We start from the raw sequence: 14,448 nt of genomic DNA on the forward strand, positions 1-14,448 counted from the left end.
GGGCAAGTCGGCGTCAGGCGCCGCTCAGGTTTGCATCGCCGTCGGGCAGCGGGGTGTGAATGCCGCATTCCACCTTGTCGAACCCGGCCCAGCGTCCCGAACGCGGGTCTTCGCCCGGCTTCACCTGCTTGGTGCAGGGCTGGCAGCCGATCGAGGGAAACCTCCGTTCGACCAGCGGGTGGCGCGGCAGATCGTGTTCGGCGAAGTAGGCGTCGATATCCGCCGGGGTCCAGGTGATGAGCGGATTGACCTTCAACCGACCGATCGCATCCGACGTGTCGATTTCGAAGCGGGGGAGCGCGGTGCGCGTCGCGGACTGAAACGCCTTGCGCCCGGTGAAGCTCGCATCGAAGCCGAGCAGCCCGCGCGCCAGCGGTTCGACCTTGCGCAGATCGCAGCAGCCATCGGGGTCGTAGGACCAGCGCTCGCCCGTCGCGTCCCGCGCCGCCAGCAGGTCGGCATCGGGTGTCAGGTTGCGAAAATCGGTCAGCCCCAGCCTACGAACCAGCAGGTCGCGATAGGCGAGCGTTTCGGGGAAATGCTTGCCCGTTTCGAGGAACAGGACCGGCACCGAGCAATCGACGGAGGCGATCAGGTGCAGCAGCACCGCCGATTCCGCACCGAACGACGACACAGCCGCAACGCGGCCGAGCAGCCCTTCACCAAGCGCGCTCGCCAGCATCGCCTGCGTCGGCACGCCGTCGAAGCGTGCGTTCAGCGCCTCGGCATCGGCAGCGGTGAAACGTGGCGCGATATCGATCCGGTCGCGCAGGCGCAGGTCGGGATCGGCATCAGCCATGGCGCAGTTTCCACACCGGAACGTGCCCGTCCCCCGCCGATTGATAGACGTGATCGTAGCGGTCGAGCGCGCGGGTCAGTGCCGCCGGATCGACCGGCGCGGCGGGTGCGAAGCTGTCGAAACCGCAGCGGCGCATCAGCGGAATCTGATCGACCAGCACGTCGCCTTCCGCGCGTAGTTCGCCGGTATAGCCCGCTTCCCGCAGGATGCTTGCCGAGGAATAGCCGCGCCCGTCGCGGAACTTGGGAAAGCTGACCTCGACCAACGCCAGCCGGTCGATGTGCGGCAACAGCAGGCGGGCATCGTCGCCTGCCTCGATCCGCACCGCGGTCGCGTTCGATTGGCCGAGGAAAGCGTCGAGCGTCACGGCGGGTTCGTCATGCGCGGCATCGTCGCGCAGGCGTAGCGGCTCGCTCATGTGGCGGCTCCTTCGTTGGGAATGCGCGCGATAACCTTGATCTCGAACCGGAAGCCGGCGAGCCAGGTGACGCCGGCGGCGGTCAGCGCAGGCAGCGGGCCTTCGCCCCAGTACGCGGGGTGATGGGCGAACAGGAGCGGGAAAACGGCTTCGGGATCGGTCGTGAACAGCTGCACGTCGATCACGTCCGCCGGGGTGCAGCCTGCGCCGGCTAGCACATCACGCAGATTGGCAAAGGCCAAGGCGATCTCATCGGCCAGATCGGGCTCGGGCGTGCCATCGGCGCGGGCGCCGACCTGTCCGGATACGAACAGCAGGTCGCCAGCACGAACCGCGGGCGAATAGCCATGATCGGCGTAAAGCGTGTGGGGGTTCGCCGGGAAAACGGCGTTTCGCTTACCCATAAATGGCCTCCTTGAACGGTTCCATGCCGATCCGGCGATAGGTGTCGACGAAGCGCTCGCCCTCGGTCCGTTCGGTGAGATAGCGGTCGGTTACCCGCTCGATCGCGTCGACCACGCCGTCTTCGGAAAAGCCGGGGCCGGTGATCTTGCCAAGCGAGACGTCCTGCGCCCCCGATCCGCCGAGCAGCAGCTGGAAATTCTCGGTGCCCTTCCGGTCGACGCCCAGGATACCGATGTGCCCGGCATGATGGTGGCCGCAGGCGTTGATGCAGCCGCTGATCTTGAGCTTCAATTCGCCGAGATCACGCTGGCGCACCGGATCGGCGAAGCGGGTGGCGATCTTTTGTGCGAGCGGGATCGAGCGTGCATTGGCGAGGCTGCAATAATCGAGGCCGGGGCAGGCGATGATGTCGGTGATGAGGTCGAGATTCGCCTCGGCCAGCCCGATCGCGACCAGCCGGTCGTACACGGCGCGCAGATCGGTCGAGCGGACATGCGGCAGGACGATGTTCTGCGCATGGGTCACGCGCAGTTCGGCAAAGCTATATGCTTCGGCGAGGTCGGCCATCGCGTCGATCTGATCGGCTGACGCATCGCCGGGGATGCCGCCGGCGGGCTTCAGGCTGATCGTGACGATCGTGTAGCCGGCGCGCTTATGGGCATGGGTGTTCTGGTCGAGCCATGCCGCAAAGCCTGCATCGCCGCGGTCGACGGGCGCATCGCTTGTCGTGTCGGCAAAGGCGGGATCGGCGAAGAAGGCGGCGATGCGGTCGAATTCTGCCTGCGGCGGATCGATGCCCAGCGTCTTGATATGCGCGAATTCCTCGGCGACCTCGGCGCGATATTTATCGACGCCGATCTCGTGGATGAGGATCTTGATCCGCGCCTTGTACATATTGTCGCGCCGGCCGTAGCGGTTGTAGACGCGCAGGCACGCTTCGAGATAGCTCATCAGGTCACCGAGCGGCACGAAGTCGTTGACCAGCGGCGCGATCATCGGCGTGCGGCCCATGCCGCCGCCGACATAGACCTGCGCACCTGCCACGCCGTTCTGTTCGACGATGCGTAGGCCGATGTCGTGGAGGCGCATCGCGGCGCGGTCCTCGTCGGCGGCGATGACGGCGATCTTAAACTTGCGCGGCAGGTAGCTGAATTCAGGGTGGAAGGTGCTCCACTGGCGCAACAGCTCGGCCCATGGACGCGGATCGGTCAGCTCGTCGGCAGCGGCACCGGCGAACTGGTCGGAGCTGATGTTGCGGATGCAGTTGCCGCTGGTCTGGATGGCGTGCATCTCGACCTTGGCCAGCTTTTCGAGGATGTCGGGCGTGTCGGCCAGCTTGATCCAGTTGAACTGCAGGTTCTGGCGCGTGGTGAAATGGCCGTAATCGCGGTCATAGGTCCGCGCGATATCGCCCAGTACGCGCATCTGCGTCGACGAGAGCGTGCCGTAGGGGATCGCGACCCGCAGCATGTACGCATGCAGCTGGAGATACAGGCCGTTCATCAGCCGCAGCGGCTTGAACTGATCCTCGGTCAGATGGCCCGACAGGCGGCGTTCGACCTGATCGCGGAACTCGGCCACGCGGGCATCGACGATCGACTGGTCGTAGGTGTCGTACTGGTACATTGCTTCTTCCTAAATCCTCCCCGCCACGCGGGGAGGGGGACCGGCCGAAGGCTGGTGGAGGGGGAGTGCCGCACAACGCAGCCGTGGTGAAGCCGGACAGCCCCCTCCACCATGCTGCGCATGGTCCCCCTCCCCGTGCCGGGGAGGATCTATATCACCCATGCCCCTGCATCGGGGTCGGCGGGCTTTAGCGTCAGGTCGGCGCGAACCGTTGGACCCAGGGCCCGGATGCGGTCCTTGATATGCGCCGGGCGGGGGCCTTCGGGGGTCGCCACCGCGTCGATCACATAGGGCACGTTGACCCGCCGCGCCGCTTCCTCGACCAGCGCGATGCGGTCGCCGTCCGCGCCGACGTCGGCCGCATCCTCGACATGGCGCGACCAGTCGCTGCCGGTCCACCAGGTCACGTCGCCGCTGGCGAGGTCGTTTCCGGTCAGCAATTTCACGCCAGTACCTCCGCCGCCTTGGCCCATGCGCCCAATTTGTCCTCGGCATCGGCCAGCTGGACCACTTCGCCGACGACGATCACCGCCGGGCTTTTGACATCCTCCCGCGCGACCATCGGGCCCAAGTCGGCGAGCAGGGTACGCAGCGCGCGGGCGTCGGCATAGGTGCCGCGCTCCAGCACGGCAACCGGCATGTCGGGGGCGACACCATCGGCCATCAGCTTGTCGGCGATCGCCTCTGCCGTCGCGACGCCCATGTAGATCACCAGCGTGCGGCCATGCCCGGCGAGGCCCGACCAGTCCTGTTCGGAGAGGCCCTTGCACTGGCCGGCGACGAAGCTGACCGCCGAAGACCAGTCGCGGTGGGTCAGCGGCAGCATCGCGCCGGCGGCACAGCCAAGCGCGGCCGACACGCCCGGGATGACCTCGACCGGCAGTCCGGCGGCGCGCACCGCTTCGACTTCCTCGCCACCGCGGCCAAAAATGAACGGATCGCCACCCTTCAGCCGGACGACGATCGCGCCGGTCTTGACGTGCGCGACGATCAGCGCGTTGATCGATTCCTGCGGCAGCGTGTGGCGCGCGCGCTGCTTGGCGACCGAGATGCGCTGGGCACCGGCGGGGGCGAGGTCGAGCACGCGGCGGTCGATCAGCCCGTCATGGACGACGACATCGGCGGTCTTGAGCGCCTCCACCGCGCGCACGGTCAGCAGTCCCGGATCGCCCGGACCAGCACCGACAAGGATGACGCGCCCGCGCGCGGTCGGATCGAGTAGCGTAGCCATGCGACGCTAGATGCGACCGCGCCGGTGTTCAGGCAACCGACGCTTGCTTGGGCGCGGGGTAGGGATTGTTTAGGGCAGGGGCGCTATTCGTTGCGCAGCCCGATGCCGATCGAAGCGCGCGCCTGTTCCGCCTCGGCCGACACCACCGGATAGGCGCAGTAATCGGCGGCATAATAGGCCGACGGGCGGTGATTGCCCGACAGGCCGATCCCGCCGAACGGCGCACCGGAAGAAGCGCCGTTGGTCGGGCGGTTCCAGTTGACGATGCCGGCGCGGATATTGGCCCAGAACCGGTCGTAGAGCTGCGGGTCCTGCGACACGAGCGAGGCGGACAGGCCGTAGCGGGTGTTGTTGGCCTCTGCGATGGCGTCGTCGAAACTGTCGACGCGGAATACCTGCAGCAGCGGCCCGAACAGCTCGACATCGGCGCGTTCGGTCGCATCGGTCATGTCGATGATGCCGGGCGTCAGGAACGGCCGCCCCTCCACCAACCGCTGCATGAAGCGCAGCGGCCGTCCGCCATGCGCCGACAGCGACAGGAAGCTTTCGGTCAGCTGGTCGGCGGCTTCGTTGTCGATCACCGGCCCCATAAAGGGTGCCGGGTCGGCATGCGGTTCGCCGATGATAAGCCGTTCGCACAGCCGGTTGATCTCGGCCAGCAGCGGTTCGGCCAGGCGCCGCTCGACGATCAGGCGGCGCGCGGCGGTGCAGCGCTGTCCAGCCGAGGTGAAGGCGGACTGCACGACCAGCACGGCGGCGGAATAGACGTCGGGCGTGGACCACACGACGATCGGGTTGTTGCCGCCCATTTCAAGCGCGAGGATCTTGTCGGGGGTATCGGCGAACTGCCGGTTGAGCGCGATGCCGGTGCGCGCCGATCCGGTGAACAGCAACCCGTCGATATCGGGATGCGCGGCAAGGGCACGCCCCTCCTGCGCGCCGCCGATCAGCAGGCGGACGCAATCCTCGGGCACGCCGCTCGCGCGGTAGCAGTCGACGAGGAAGGCGCCGCTGGCCGGGGTCTTTTCCGAAGGCTTGAACACCACGGCATTGCCCGCGATCAGTGCGGGGATGATGTGGCCGTTGGGCAGGTGTGCCGGGAAATTATAAGGCCCGAGCACCGCCAGCACGCCGTGCGGCTTGTGCCGGAGCGCGGTGCGGGCGTTGAGCGGCGATTCCAGCCGGCGCTGGCTGGTGCGTTCGGCATAGGCGGTGACCGAAATGTCGACCTTGTTGACGACCGTTTCAACCTCGGTGCGCGCTTCCCATAGCGGCTTGCCGGTTTCGCGGGCGATGATGTCGGCAAAGGCTTCCGACCGGCTGCGCACGACATTGGCGAAGCGGCGCATCGCTTCGATGCGATAGGCGAGCGGCCGCGATGCCCAGCCGGCCCATCCCGCGCGGGCGGCGGCGACCTCGGTATCCACATCGCCGATCGGGCCGCGCCACAGCGTCGCGCCGGTGGCGGGTTCGGTCGAGACAAGTTCGGGCATGCTGATGGTCGTCCGGTTCCTGCTTTGCCGCTACCTTGAACCAGAATGCGGCACGATGCCAGTTTGCCGGCAAGAGGGTTGATATCAGGTAAGCGCCGCGCCCATCCGCCGGATTGCCGCTACCTTTGTGTCGAACAACGACCAATCGTCGCGATCGGCGATCGCCGCCCATATCGCCTCCACCTCGTCGATCAGCAGCGAACAGGGGGCGGCGTCGGACCAATAGGGGTGGCTGCGGTCGGAACGCGGGCGATAGTCGGACAGGCGGGCGCGCACCTCCTCGAACGCCGCCCATTCCTCTCCCTCGGGCAGCCAGCCGCCAGAGGCCTGGTGATAAAAGGCATCGATCGGCATCCGCGAGCGTGCCAATGCCGTCGTCACCGCATCGGCGAGGGCACGGTCGTCGGCATCGGTACGGGGCGTTACGCCCAGCCGCCACAGCACCGCTTCGGCCGCCGCCTTCGCATAGCGTTCGGGGAAGGTTTCGAGGATCGCGATCAGCGGCGGGGCATCGACGACGGTGCGCAGCGCGACCGCAAGCTGCATGGCGTTCCAGTGCATCGCGTCGGGCTGCCGGCCATAGGCATAGAGGCCGTGATGGTCGAAATAGGCTGCGGTGAACCCGGCGTCCCAAGTCGGCGCGAACCGCCACGGACCATAGTCGAAGCTCTCGCCGGTCAGGTTGATATTGTCAGTGTTCAGCACGCCGTGAACGAACCCGGCGGCCATGAACCGCGCGGCCAGCGTCGCGATGCGCCCGACCGCCTCGTCAAACAAGGCGATCGCAGGGTCGCTGCCGGGGGTTTGGTCGTAAAGGCGCGTCAGGACATAGTCGACCAGCCGCCGCATCGCGTCCGCGTCGCGTTCATAGGCCAGTCGCTGGAACGTACCGATGCGGACATGGCTGTGGTTCAGCCGGACCAGCACTGCCGACCGGGTGGGCGAGGGTTCATCTCCGCGCGTCAATGCCTCCCCCGTTTCGATCAGCGAGAAGCTGCGCGAGGTGGGCACGTTCAGCGCCTCCAGCATCTCGGTCGCCAGCACCTCGCGCACGCCGCCCTTCAGCGTCAGGCGGCCGTCGCCGAAGCGGCTGTACGGTGTTTGGCCCGACCCCTTGGTGCCGAGGTCGAGCAAACGGTCACGATGGTCGGTGACCTGCGCATAGAGAAATCCGCGCCCATCGCCGATATCGGGATTGTACGACTGGAACTGATGCCCGTGATAGCGCAATGCCAGCGGCTCGGGGAGGCTGGCGGGGAGGGGGGTGAAGCGGCCGAAATGGTCGATCCATTCGGCGTCGGAGAGGGAGATGCTTCGTTCCGTATCCCCGCGCAGGCGGGGATCCAGAGCCACAGACGCGGCCGCCGGTCCTACCCGGCGCTGGACCCCCGCCTGCGCGGGGGTACGGTCGGCTGCCGCGACGATGCCTACCTCCGCCGCCGCCCGATCGTTGCGGAAGCGCAGGATGTGTTCAGGAAACGCCGCCGCCGGCACGGCATCGTAGAACGCGTCTCCCAAATCAAGAATATCGGTGCGGGGACGGTAGCGAGCGGGTTGCGGGTTTTCGGCCATGCGGCGATATGGGGTGCGATGGCGCTTTTGGACAAGCAACGCTTCACCGATGGCTATTGGTGGTCGAACGACGGCCTCCGACTGCATTATCGCGACTATGGTGGGCCGGGGTGCGGGCAGGGGGGCGGCCCGGCGGATCGTCCGGCGATCCTGTGCCTGCATGGCCTCACCCGCAATGCGCGCGACTGGGAGGATGTCGCCGACCGGCTGGCCGGGCAGTGGCGGCTGATCGTGCCGGAGATGCGCGGGCGCGGCGAGAGCGGCTATGCCCGCGATCCGATGACCTATGTCCCGCTGGTCTATCTGCAGGATGTCGAGGCGCTGCTGAACCAGCTGGAACTGCCGCGCGTCGTCGCGTTCGGGACGTCGCTGGGCGGTATCCTGACCATGCTGCTGGCGGCGACCGATCGCGATCGGATTGCGGCCGCCCTGCTGAACGATGTCGGACCGGAACTGGACCCGGCGGGGCTGGGGCGGATTCGCGGCTATGTCGGCAAACAGGTCAGCCACCCGACCTGGATGCACGCTGCCCGCGCGCTGGCCGAGGGAAATGGCGATGCCTATCCCGCCTATGAGGTACAGGACTGGCTGCATATGGCGAAGCGCCTCCACCGGCTGAATTCGGCCGGGCGGATCATGCTCGACTACGACATGAAGATCGCCGAGCCGTTCCGCGTGCCGGGCAACGAGGCAGGTCCCGACATGTGGCGTGCCTATGACGCGCTGGCGGGCAAGCCGGTCGCGATCCTGCGCGGCGGCCTGTCCGACATCCTGCCTGCGCGGGTGGCCGACGCGATGGTCGAGCGGATCGACGGTGCGGAACTGACCACCGTCGCCGATGTCGGCCACGCGCCGATCCTGACCGAACCGGCATCGGTTGCGGCGATCGACCGGCTGCTGGCGCGGGTGGCGGCGGCGTGAGCGCACCGGTTCGCATCCTCCACCTCCATTCGTCGTTCGCGTACGGGGGTAAGGAAGCGCGCGCGATCCGGCTGATGCACGCCTGGGGCGACCGCGCGGTGCACACCATCGTGTCGGGCGTGCCGGAACGAACCGAGGCACGCTCGGCGATTGCCGACTATATCCGCTACGAAATCGCGCAGAACCCGCCGCCGCTGACCGGCAAGCCGTCGGTCGCGCGGTACGAGGCGATCGCGAAGTACATGCGCCGGTTCGACCTGGTGCTGACCTACAACTGGGGTGCGATCGACGGGGTGATGGCGAAGCGCGTCTTCGCCAAGGGCGCGCCCCCGGTCGTCCACCACGAGGACGGCTTCAACGAGGACGAGGCGACCCGGCTGAACCCGGTGCGTAACCTCTATCGCCGCTTTGCCCTGGGCGCGGCGGAGGCGCTGGTGGTGCCGTCGCAGCGGCTGATGCATGTCGCGCGCGGGCCGTGGAAGCAGCCGGAGCATCGCCTGCACCTGATCGGCAACGGCATCCCGGTCGACCGCTATGCCGAACCGGTCGCGGCGGATGCGATCCCCGGCCTGAAGCGCAAGCCGGGCGAGGTCGTGATCGGTACCGTTGCGGGACTGCGCGAGGTCAAGGATCTGCCGCTGCTGGTCCGCGCGGTCGGTGGAATCGCGGTGAAGGTCCGGCTGGTCATCGTCGGCGAGGGGCCGGAGCGGCAGGCGATCCTCGACGCGGCCGAGGCGATGGGCATCGACGACCGCGTGGTGCTGCCCGGCTTCTTGCCCGAACCCTATCGCTACATGGGGCTGTTCGACATCTTCGCGCTGTCGTCGCGGAGCGAGCAACAGCCGATTTCGGTGATGGAGGCGATGGCGACCGGCCTGCCGGTAGTGGCCCCGCCGGTCGGCGACATCATGGCGATGGTGGCCGAAGAGAACCACCCGTATATGGGCATCGACCGGCACGAGGTGCACCTGCGCGATCGGTTGCAGACGCTGGCGGTCGACGCCGCCGCCCGGCAGCGGGTGGGTGAGGCGAATCTGGCAAAGGCGCGCGCGGAGTTCGACGAGGCGAAGATGATCGCGGCGTACAAAGCGCTGTACGAGCGCGCGTTGCGACGGCCTGGAGCGTTGGGTTAGGACGTTGACCGCGGCACCTCGCCGTTACAGCCGGCCATCCGAAAGCGCTTGGCCGCGACGTCATACAGGATGCTGATCTGATCGCACCCGCCGTCGCTCATGATCGGAAAGACGTCCGGCGTGGAATGCCAGTATCGCTTGCCCGCTTCGCCCCATTGCTCCCGTGACAGGGCATCCAACGCCTCCGTTTCCGCAATTTCCTGCGGCGTGGCAGGACGGGAGCCGCTGACTGTCATCACTTCCATCCCGTCGCGCCAGTCGGTTGGGACGGAGGGAATGACATAGACCGCCTCCACCATCGTCGGGCCGCGAAAGGCATAGTGGCGCGCATAGTTTCGCAGGGGGGTGGCGTCGTTTGGCAACGGGATCGTCCGCTCGATCTCCTCCATCAATACCTGCTCACGGTTCGGCGGAGCGGCGCAACTTGCCGTGATGATGGTGAGGGAGGCGAGGCAAAGTCCGATCCGCATCGCGCACGGTAACGTGCTACCCAAAGGTGCGCACGCAATTTGCTCGCGTTCGGGCGCGGGTGGGATTAATGACGGCCTGATGCGGTGGCGCGGTGCGCCGGTTCCGCTGCGAAGTTCCCGTTGGAGGTCATGTTGTTCAAAGGTCTGTCGCCCATCGTCTATAACGGCCGCGAAGTCTGGCCGCTGATCGAAGGGGGCAAGGGCGTTGCCGCTACCAACCACGCATCGGCCGGCGCTTGGGCGGCGGCGGGCGGGATCGGCACCGTGTCGGCGGTCAATGCTGACAGCTATGATGCCGAGGGCAAGATCATTCCGCAGGTGTACAAGGCGCTGACCCGCCGCGAACGCCACGAAGAGCTGATCGAATATGCGATCGAGGGCGCGGTGCAGCAGGTGCGGCGCGCATGGGAGATCGCCGGCGGCAACGGCGCGATCAACATCAACGTCCTGTGGGAAATGGGCGGTGCCCAGCGCATCCTGCACGGCGTGCTGGAGCGGACGCGGGGACTCGTGTCGGGCGTCACCTGCGGCGCGGGGATGCCGTACAAGCTGTCGGAAATCACCGCTTCCTACGGCGTCAGCTACCTCCCGATCGTGTCGTCGGGCCGGGCGTTCCGCGCGCTGTGGAAGCGCGCCTATTCGAAGGCGTCGGAATGGCTGGCGGCGGTCGTCTACGAAGACCCGTGGCTGGCCGGTGGGCATAACGGCCTGTCCAATGCCGAAAACCCGCTGGAGCCGCAGGACCCCTATCCCCGCGTCCGCGACCTGCGCGCGACGATGCGCGAGGGCGGCATTTCCGACGATGTGCCGATCGTGATGGCCGGCGGCGTGTGGTACCTGCGCGACTGGAACGACTGGATCGACAACCCGGAGCTGGGCAAGATCGCGTTCCAGTTCGGCACCCGCCCGCTGCTGACGCAGGAAAGCCCGATCCCCGAGGAGTGGAAGGCGAAGCTGATGGAGATCGAGGAGGGCGAGGTGCTGCTGCACCGGTTCAGCCCGACCGGTTTCTATTCGTCGGCGGTGCGCAATCCGTTCCTGCGCAACCTGGAAGCGCGGTCTGAACGGCAGATCGCGTTTTCGACGCAAGAAGCGGGCGACCATGTGTTCCAGCTGGACGTGGGCGTGAAGGGCAAGAATTTCTGGGTGACGCAGGGCGACCTGCTGCGCGCGCGCGAGTGGTTCGGCGCGGGCTTCACCGATGCACTGAAGACCCCGGACAACACGCTGGTATTCGTGACACCCGAGGAAAAGGGCATCATTCGCAAGGATCAGGCGGATTGCATGGGTTGCCTGTCGCAGTGCAGCTTTTCGAGCTGGGCCGACAGCGAGACGAACTCGACCGGGCGGCTGGCCGATCCGCGCAGCTTCTGCATTCAGAAGACGTTGCAGGACATCGCCCATGGTGGCCCGACCGACCAGAACCTGATGTTCGCCGGCCACGCCGCCTACAACTTCAAGCGCGATCCGTTCTATTCCAACGGGTTCGTGCCGAGCGTGAAGCAGCTGGTCGATCGCATCCTGACCGGGGACTGATCGGCGACCCGCGCCGTCAGGGCACGAAGGTGACAGGCCGGGGTGGCGGATGCGCTGCCCCGGCCCTTTTTGCATCAGTCATCGACGACGGTGCCGACCACCGCGCCACCGACGCCGCCGACTGCCGCGCCCTTTTCGACATTGCCGCCGGTCGCCGCCGCGATGCCGGCGCCGCCCGCCGCACCGATGCCTGCGCCGCGCAGCGTCGAGCAGGCGGCAAGCGAGCTGCCAGCGGCGAGGGCGAGGACGATGGTTGCGAGCTTTTTCATAAGGTTACTCCGGTTTACGCTACGGCAGGCAAATGGTTTTGGCGCGGCCGGGGTTCCAAAGCATCGCCACGGCAATACAAAGAAACATTGCAGGTGCCATTCAGCTTGCGCAGGATAGACTGTGCCCATGAAGTCCGCGCTGATTGTCCGCCACGTCCCGTATGAAGGCTGCGCCGGGTACCGCGTGCCCGTCGAGGCGGCGGGATATGCCATCGACCGGATCGACGTGACCGATCCGGCGTTCGCCACCGCCGACCTGACCCGTCCCGACCTGCTGATCGTGATGGGCGGGCCGATGGGGGTCTATGACGTTGTCGACAACCCGTGGATACCGGGCGAGATCGCGGCGCTGTCGCGGCGGCTGGAGGCGGATCGGCCGACGCTAGGCATCTGTCTGGGGGCGCAGATGGTCGCGGCGGCGCTGGGGTCGCCGGTGTACAAGGGTACCGGTTGCGAGATCGGGTTCGGCGCCGTCGACCTGACGCCGGGTATCGAATCGCCGCTGGCGCATGTCGCGGGCGTGCCGGTGCTGCACTGGCATGGCGACACGTTCGATTTGCCCGAAGGGGCCGAGCTGCTGGCGACGACCGCGCGCTACCGGCAAGGGTTCCGGCGGGGTGCCAACCTGCTGGCGCTGCAATTCCATGCCGAGATGGGCGAGGATGCGCGGTTCGAGGCGTGGCTGGATTATCTCGACTGCCCGAAGCATCGGGACACGCTGACCGAGGAATATCGCACGCTGGGACCGGCGGCGGTGCGCGCGGGTCAGGCGATGATCGGCGAATGGCTAAGCGGCTTGGAAGGCTGAGCTTTTCGGCCAAAGTTTACTAAGTTCACACTCGTGCGCTGTTTGTGTGGCGTTTGGAATGGCGATGTCAAAGGGCGGGGTACAACCTTCTCAACCCCAAACACTGACAGGCTAACATTTTGTAGGAAAGTACTTCGTCAGTAGTCGGGTTGCATATCTTTGGCGAGTTCGACCGCGTATTTTGCCTGTCCCAGCGAGGGAGCGATTGCTGCCAGTTTTATCCCGCCAAGACGTTCGATTTCACGCAGCCCGATTTCGATGCCTTCGACCGCGCTGACGGCAGGCCCGATAACCCATTCAGGGCCGTAACTAATTTTTCGTTCATCGCTTTTGAAGAGTTTGGGAAGATGGCCAGTGGCCGCTTCGTAATCAGAATAAAATCTGGTCACAGGCAAAAGCATATCAGGATTCAGTAGTCCTAACTTTGGCGCGAGTGCGTTATAAAGTGTCGGTTCCCGGATGGGAAATATTTCTCGATAATATTCTGGAAGGTCATCGCCATATACGCCTCGTTCGATGAACCACCTACCGAGGCCACTTGCAATGGCTGCAATATTCTCTCTCAAAAGCAGGATCTCACCGTAAAGCGAGAGCGCAAGTGTGATAGCCTCTGCGTCGCGCAGTCTGTCGTCCCGTTTACGATTTAGATGCGCATTAAAAAGAGCGCCCGCAATAAGGCCTGCGAAGCCGAGGACCGATCCGATGACCGACTGCCAGCCTCTCAGTTCTTGATAAATCGACCAAGAGGTCATCGTAGCACCTACCGCAACCCATCCAGCACCTGATCCGGCGGCCTGTGTCCGTCCGCCCAGACGCGGATGTTGGTAATCACCTTTTCCCCCATCGCCACGCGGCCCTCCAGCGTGGCCGATCCCATGTGCGGGGTCATCACCACATTGGGCAGCGCCAGCAAACGGGGGTCGATGGCGGGTTCGTGCGCCCACACGTCCAGCCCGGCACCCGCCAACCGTCCACGCTCAAGCGCGTCGACCAGCGCCTCTTCGTCGACGATGCCGCCGCGCGAGGCGTTGATGAGGTAGACGTGGCGGCGCAGGCGGTCGATGCGGCGCGCGTCGAGCAGGTTTTCGCTATCGGCGTTGCGCGGTGTGTGGATCGTCAGCAGGTCGATGACGCCCAGCATTTCGTCGAGATCGCCGTGCCAGGTCGCGCCCAGTTCCGCCTCGACCGTTTCGGGCAGGCGGTGGCGGTTGTGGTAATGGATCGACAGGCCGAAGGCACGGGCGCGGCGGGCGACCGCCTGGCCGATGCGGCCCATGCCGATGATGCCCAGCGCCTTGCCGCCGATGCGGTGACCGAGCATCCCGCTGGGGCTCCACCCCTTCCATTCGCCCGAGCGGACCAGCTTTTCGCCCTCGGCCAGCCGGCGCGGTACGGCGAGGATCAGCGCCATCACCATGTCGGCGGTGTCTTCGGTCAGGACGCCGGGCGTGTTGGTGACCAGGATGCGGCGGGCATGTGCCGCCTTCAGGTCGATATGGTTCACGCCCGCGCCGTAATTGGCGATCAGGCGCAGGCGATCGGGCGCGGCGGCGATCAGGTCGGCATCGATCACGTCGGTGACGGCGGGGACCAGCACGTCGCAATCGGCCATGGCGGCGGCCAGTTCATCGCGCGACAGGGCGTGGTCGTCGGCGCTGAAGACCGTGTCGAACAGCGTCGCCATCCGCCCCTCGGTCGCGGCCGGCAGCCGCCGGGTCACCTGGACTTTGGGGGTGCGGGGCGGGGGGGATGCTGGGGCCATGGCAT

The 14,448-nt window shown here is 66.4% G+C and carries 16 protein-coding genes; 4 read left to right on the plus strand and 12 right to left on the minus strand.

Going from position 1 to position 14,448, the window contains the following annotated elements; genetic code table 11:
- Positions 1–13 precede the first annotated feature (13 nt).
- From ASE67_RS10710 to ASE67_RS10745, 8 genes are all read right to left on the minus strand, one after another.
- Positions 14–799 (minus strand): phosphoadenylyl-sulfate reductase, encoded by a 786-nt coding sequence (locus ASE67_RS10710; RefSeq protein ID WP_055760594.1) that lies wholly within the window; start codon positions 797–799, stop codon positions 14–16.
- Positions 792–1,217: a DUF934 domain-containing protein gene (locus tag ASE67_RS10715; RefSeq protein ID WP_055760596.1), complete on the minus strand. Its 426-nt coding sequence runs from the start codon at positions 1,215–1,217 to the stop codon at positions 792–794. The genes ASE67_RS10710 and ASE67_RS10715 overlap by 8 nt, the downstream gene beginning before the upstream one ends.
- Positions 1,214–1,621, minus strand: coding sequence for a Rid family hydrolase (locus ASE67_RS10720; RefSeq protein ID WP_055760598.1), 408 nt, complete (start codon positions 1,619–1,621; stop codon positions 1,214–1,216). The genes ASE67_RS10715 and ASE67_RS10720 overlap by 4 nt, the downstream gene beginning before the upstream one ends.
- Positions 1,614–3,248, minus strand: a complete 1,635-nt coding sequence (locus ASE67_RS10725) for a nitrite/sulfite reductase (RefSeq protein WP_055760601.1) — start codon at positions 3,246–3,248, stop codon at positions 1,614–1,616. Before ASE67_RS10725 ends, ASE67_RS10720 begins: the two co-directional genes overlap by 8 nt.
- A gap of 149 nt (positions 3,249–3,397) precedes the next feature.
- Positions 3,398–3,694 (minus strand): DUF2849 domain-containing protein, encoded by a 297-nt coding sequence (locus ASE67_RS10730; RefSeq protein ID WP_055760604.1) that lies wholly within the window; start codon positions 3,692–3,694, stop codon positions 3,398–3,400.
- Positions 3,691–4,479, minus strand: a complete 789-nt coding sequence (gene cobA, locus ASE67_RS10735; protein ID WP_055760608.1) for a uroporphyrinogen-III C-methyltransferase — start codon at positions 4,477–4,479, stop codon at positions 3,691–3,693. Before cobA ends, ASE67_RS10730 begins: the two co-directional genes overlap by 4 nt.
- An 83-nt stretch (positions 4,480–4,562) precedes the next feature.
- On the minus strand, positions 4,563–5,972 hold the full coding sequence (gene astD / locus ASE67_RS10740; RefSeq protein WP_055760611.1) for a succinylglutamate-semialdehyde dehydrogenase: 1,410 nt from the start codon (positions 5,970–5,972) through the stop codon (positions 4,563–4,565).
- An 84-nt stretch (positions 5,973–6,056) separates the two neighbouring features.
- Complete coding sequence (locus ASE67_RS10745; RefSeq protein ID WP_055760615.1) at positions 6,057–7,544, minus strand: protein adenylyltransferase SelO family protein; 1,488 nt, start codon at positions 7,542–7,544, stop codon at positions 6,057–6,059.
- Positions 7,545–7,562: 18 nt separating this feature from the next.
- On the opposite strand from ASE67_RS10745, the gene ASE67_RS10750 reads away from it, so the two are divergent.
- Both ASE67_RS10750 and ASE67_RS10755 read left to right on the plus strand, forming a co-directional pair.
- Entirely contained in the window at positions 7,563–8,465 is a 903-nt protein-coding gene (locus ASE67_RS10750) for an alpha/beta fold hydrolase (RefSeq protein WP_055760616.1), read from the plus strand.
- Positions 8,462–9,598 (plus strand): glycosyltransferase, encoded by a 1,137-nt coding sequence (locus ASE67_RS10755; RefSeq protein ID WP_055760619.1) that lies wholly within the window; start codon positions 8,462–8,464, stop codon positions 9,596–9,598. Before ASE67_RS10750 ends, ASE67_RS10755 begins: the two co-directional genes overlap by 4 nt.
- Here ASE67_RS10755 and ASE67_RS10760 read toward each other — a convergent pair.
- Complete coding sequence (locus ASE67_RS10760) at positions 9,595–10,068, minus strand: hypothetical protein (protein ID WP_055760622.1); 474 nt, start codon at positions 10,066–10,068, stop codon at positions 9,595–9,597. The two genes, ASE67_RS10755 and ASE67_RS10760, sit on opposite strands and share 4 nt — an antisense overlap.
- Positions 10,069–10,200: 132 nt before the next feature.
- Here ASE67_RS10760 and ASE67_RS10765 point away from each other — a divergent pair, with 132 nt between their 5' ends.
- Positions 10,201–11,604: an NAD(P)H-dependent flavin oxidoreductase gene (locus tag ASE67_RS10765; RefSeq protein WP_055761604.1), complete on the plus strand. Its 1,404-nt coding sequence runs from the start codon at positions 10,201–10,203 to the stop codon at positions 11,602–11,604.
- Between the two features lie 74 nt (positions 11,605–11,678).
- Here ASE67_RS10765 and ASE67_RS10770 read toward each other — a convergent pair whose 3' ends face one another.
- Positions 11,679–11,873 (minus strand): hypothetical protein, encoded by a 195-nt coding sequence (locus ASE67_RS10770; protein WP_055760625.1) that lies wholly within the window; start codon positions 11,871–11,873, stop codon positions 11,679–11,681.
- Positions 11,874–12,000: 127 nt separating this feature from the next.
- On the opposite strand from ASE67_RS10770, the gene ASE67_RS10775 reads away from it, so the two are divergent.
- A complete protein-coding gene (locus ASE67_RS10775) occupies positions 12,001–12,681 on the plus strand; it encodes a glutamine amidotransferase-related protein (RefSeq protein WP_055760627.1) in 681 nt (226 codons plus the stop codon).
- A gap of 137 nt (positions 12,682–12,818) precedes the next feature.
- Here the strand turns inward: ASE67_RS10775 and ASE67_RS18205 are convergent, their stop codons facing one another.
- Positions 12,819–13,433 carry a hypothetical protein gene (locus ASE67_RS18205; RefSeq protein WP_156348587.1) on the minus strand — a complete coding sequence of 205 codons (615 nt, stop codon included), beginning with the start codon at positions 13,431–13,433 and terminating at the stop codon, positions 12,819–12,821.
- 8 nt (positions 13,434–13,441) lie between these two features.
- The gene (locus tag ASE67_RS10785; protein WP_055761607.1) at positions 13,442–14,443 is read right to left on the minus strand and encodes a 2-hydroxyacid dehydrogenase; all 1,002 of its coding nucleotides are present in this window, start codon (positions 14,441–14,443) and stop codon (positions 13,442–13,444) included.
- Positions 14,444–14,448 lie beyond the last annotated feature (5 nt).

Origin of the sequence: Sphingomonas sp. Leaf23 (assembly GCF_001421585.1) — a bacterium.
Taxonomy (GTDB): Bacteria; Pseudomonadota; Alphaproteobacteria; order Sphingomonadales; family Sphingomonadaceae; genus Sphingomonas.

Excerpts from the sequence above, each read along its gene's own strand:
- ASE67_RS10710 (WP_055760594.1), bottom strand. The coding sequence starts at position 799 with ATGGCTGATGCCGATCCCGACCTGCGCCTGCGCGACCGGATCGATATC.
- ASE67_RS10715 (WP_055760596.1), bottom strand. The coding sequence starts at position 1,217 with ATGAGCGAGCCGCTACGCCTGCGCGACGATGCCGCGCATGACGAACCC.
- ASE67_RS10720 (WP_055760598.1), bottom strand. The coding sequence starts at position 1,621 with ATGGGTAAGCGAAACGCCGTTTTCCCGGCGAACCCCCACACGCTTTAC.
- ASE67_RS10725 (WP_055760601.1), bottom strand. The coding sequence starts at position 3,248 with ATGTACCAGTACGACACCTACGACCAGTCGATCGTCGATGCCCGCGTG.
- cobA (WP_055760608.1), bottom strand. The coding sequence starts at position 4,479 with ATGGCTACGCTACTCGATCCGACCGCGCGCGGGCGCGTCATCCTTGTC.
- astD (WP_055760611.1), bottom strand. The coding sequence starts at position 5,972 with ATGCCCGAACTTGTCTCGACCGAACCCGCCACCGGCGCGACGCTGTGG.
- ASE67_RS10745 (WP_055760615.1), bottom strand. The coding sequence starts at position 7,544 with ATGGCCGAAAACCCGCAACCCGCTCGCTACCGTCCCCGCACCGATATT.
- ASE67_RS10750 (WP_055760616.1), top strand. The coding sequence starts at position 7,563 with ATGGCGCTTTTGGACAAGCAACGCTTCACCGATGGCTATTGGTGGTCG.
- ASE67_RS10760 (WP_055760622.1), bottom strand. The coding sequence starts at position 10,068 with ATGCGGATCGGACTTTGCCTCGCCTCCCTCACCATCATCACGGCAAGT.
- ASE67_RS10770 (WP_055760625.1), bottom strand. The coding sequence starts at position 11,873 with ATGAAAAAGCTCGCAACCATCGTCCTCGCCCTCGCCGCTGGCAGCTCG.
- ASE67_RS10775 (WP_055760627.1), top strand. The coding sequence starts at position 12,001 with ATGAAGTCCGCGCTGATTGTCCGCCACGTCCCGTATGAAGGCTGCGCC.
- ASE67_RS18205 (WP_156348587.1), bottom strand. The coding sequence starts at position 13,433 with ATGACCTCTTGGTCGATTTATCAAGAACTGAGAGGCTGGCAGTCGGTC.
- ASE67_RS10785 (WP_055761607.1), bottom strand. The coding sequence starts at position 14,443 with ATGGCCCCAGCATCCCCCCCGCCCCGCACCCCCAAAGTCCAGGTGACC.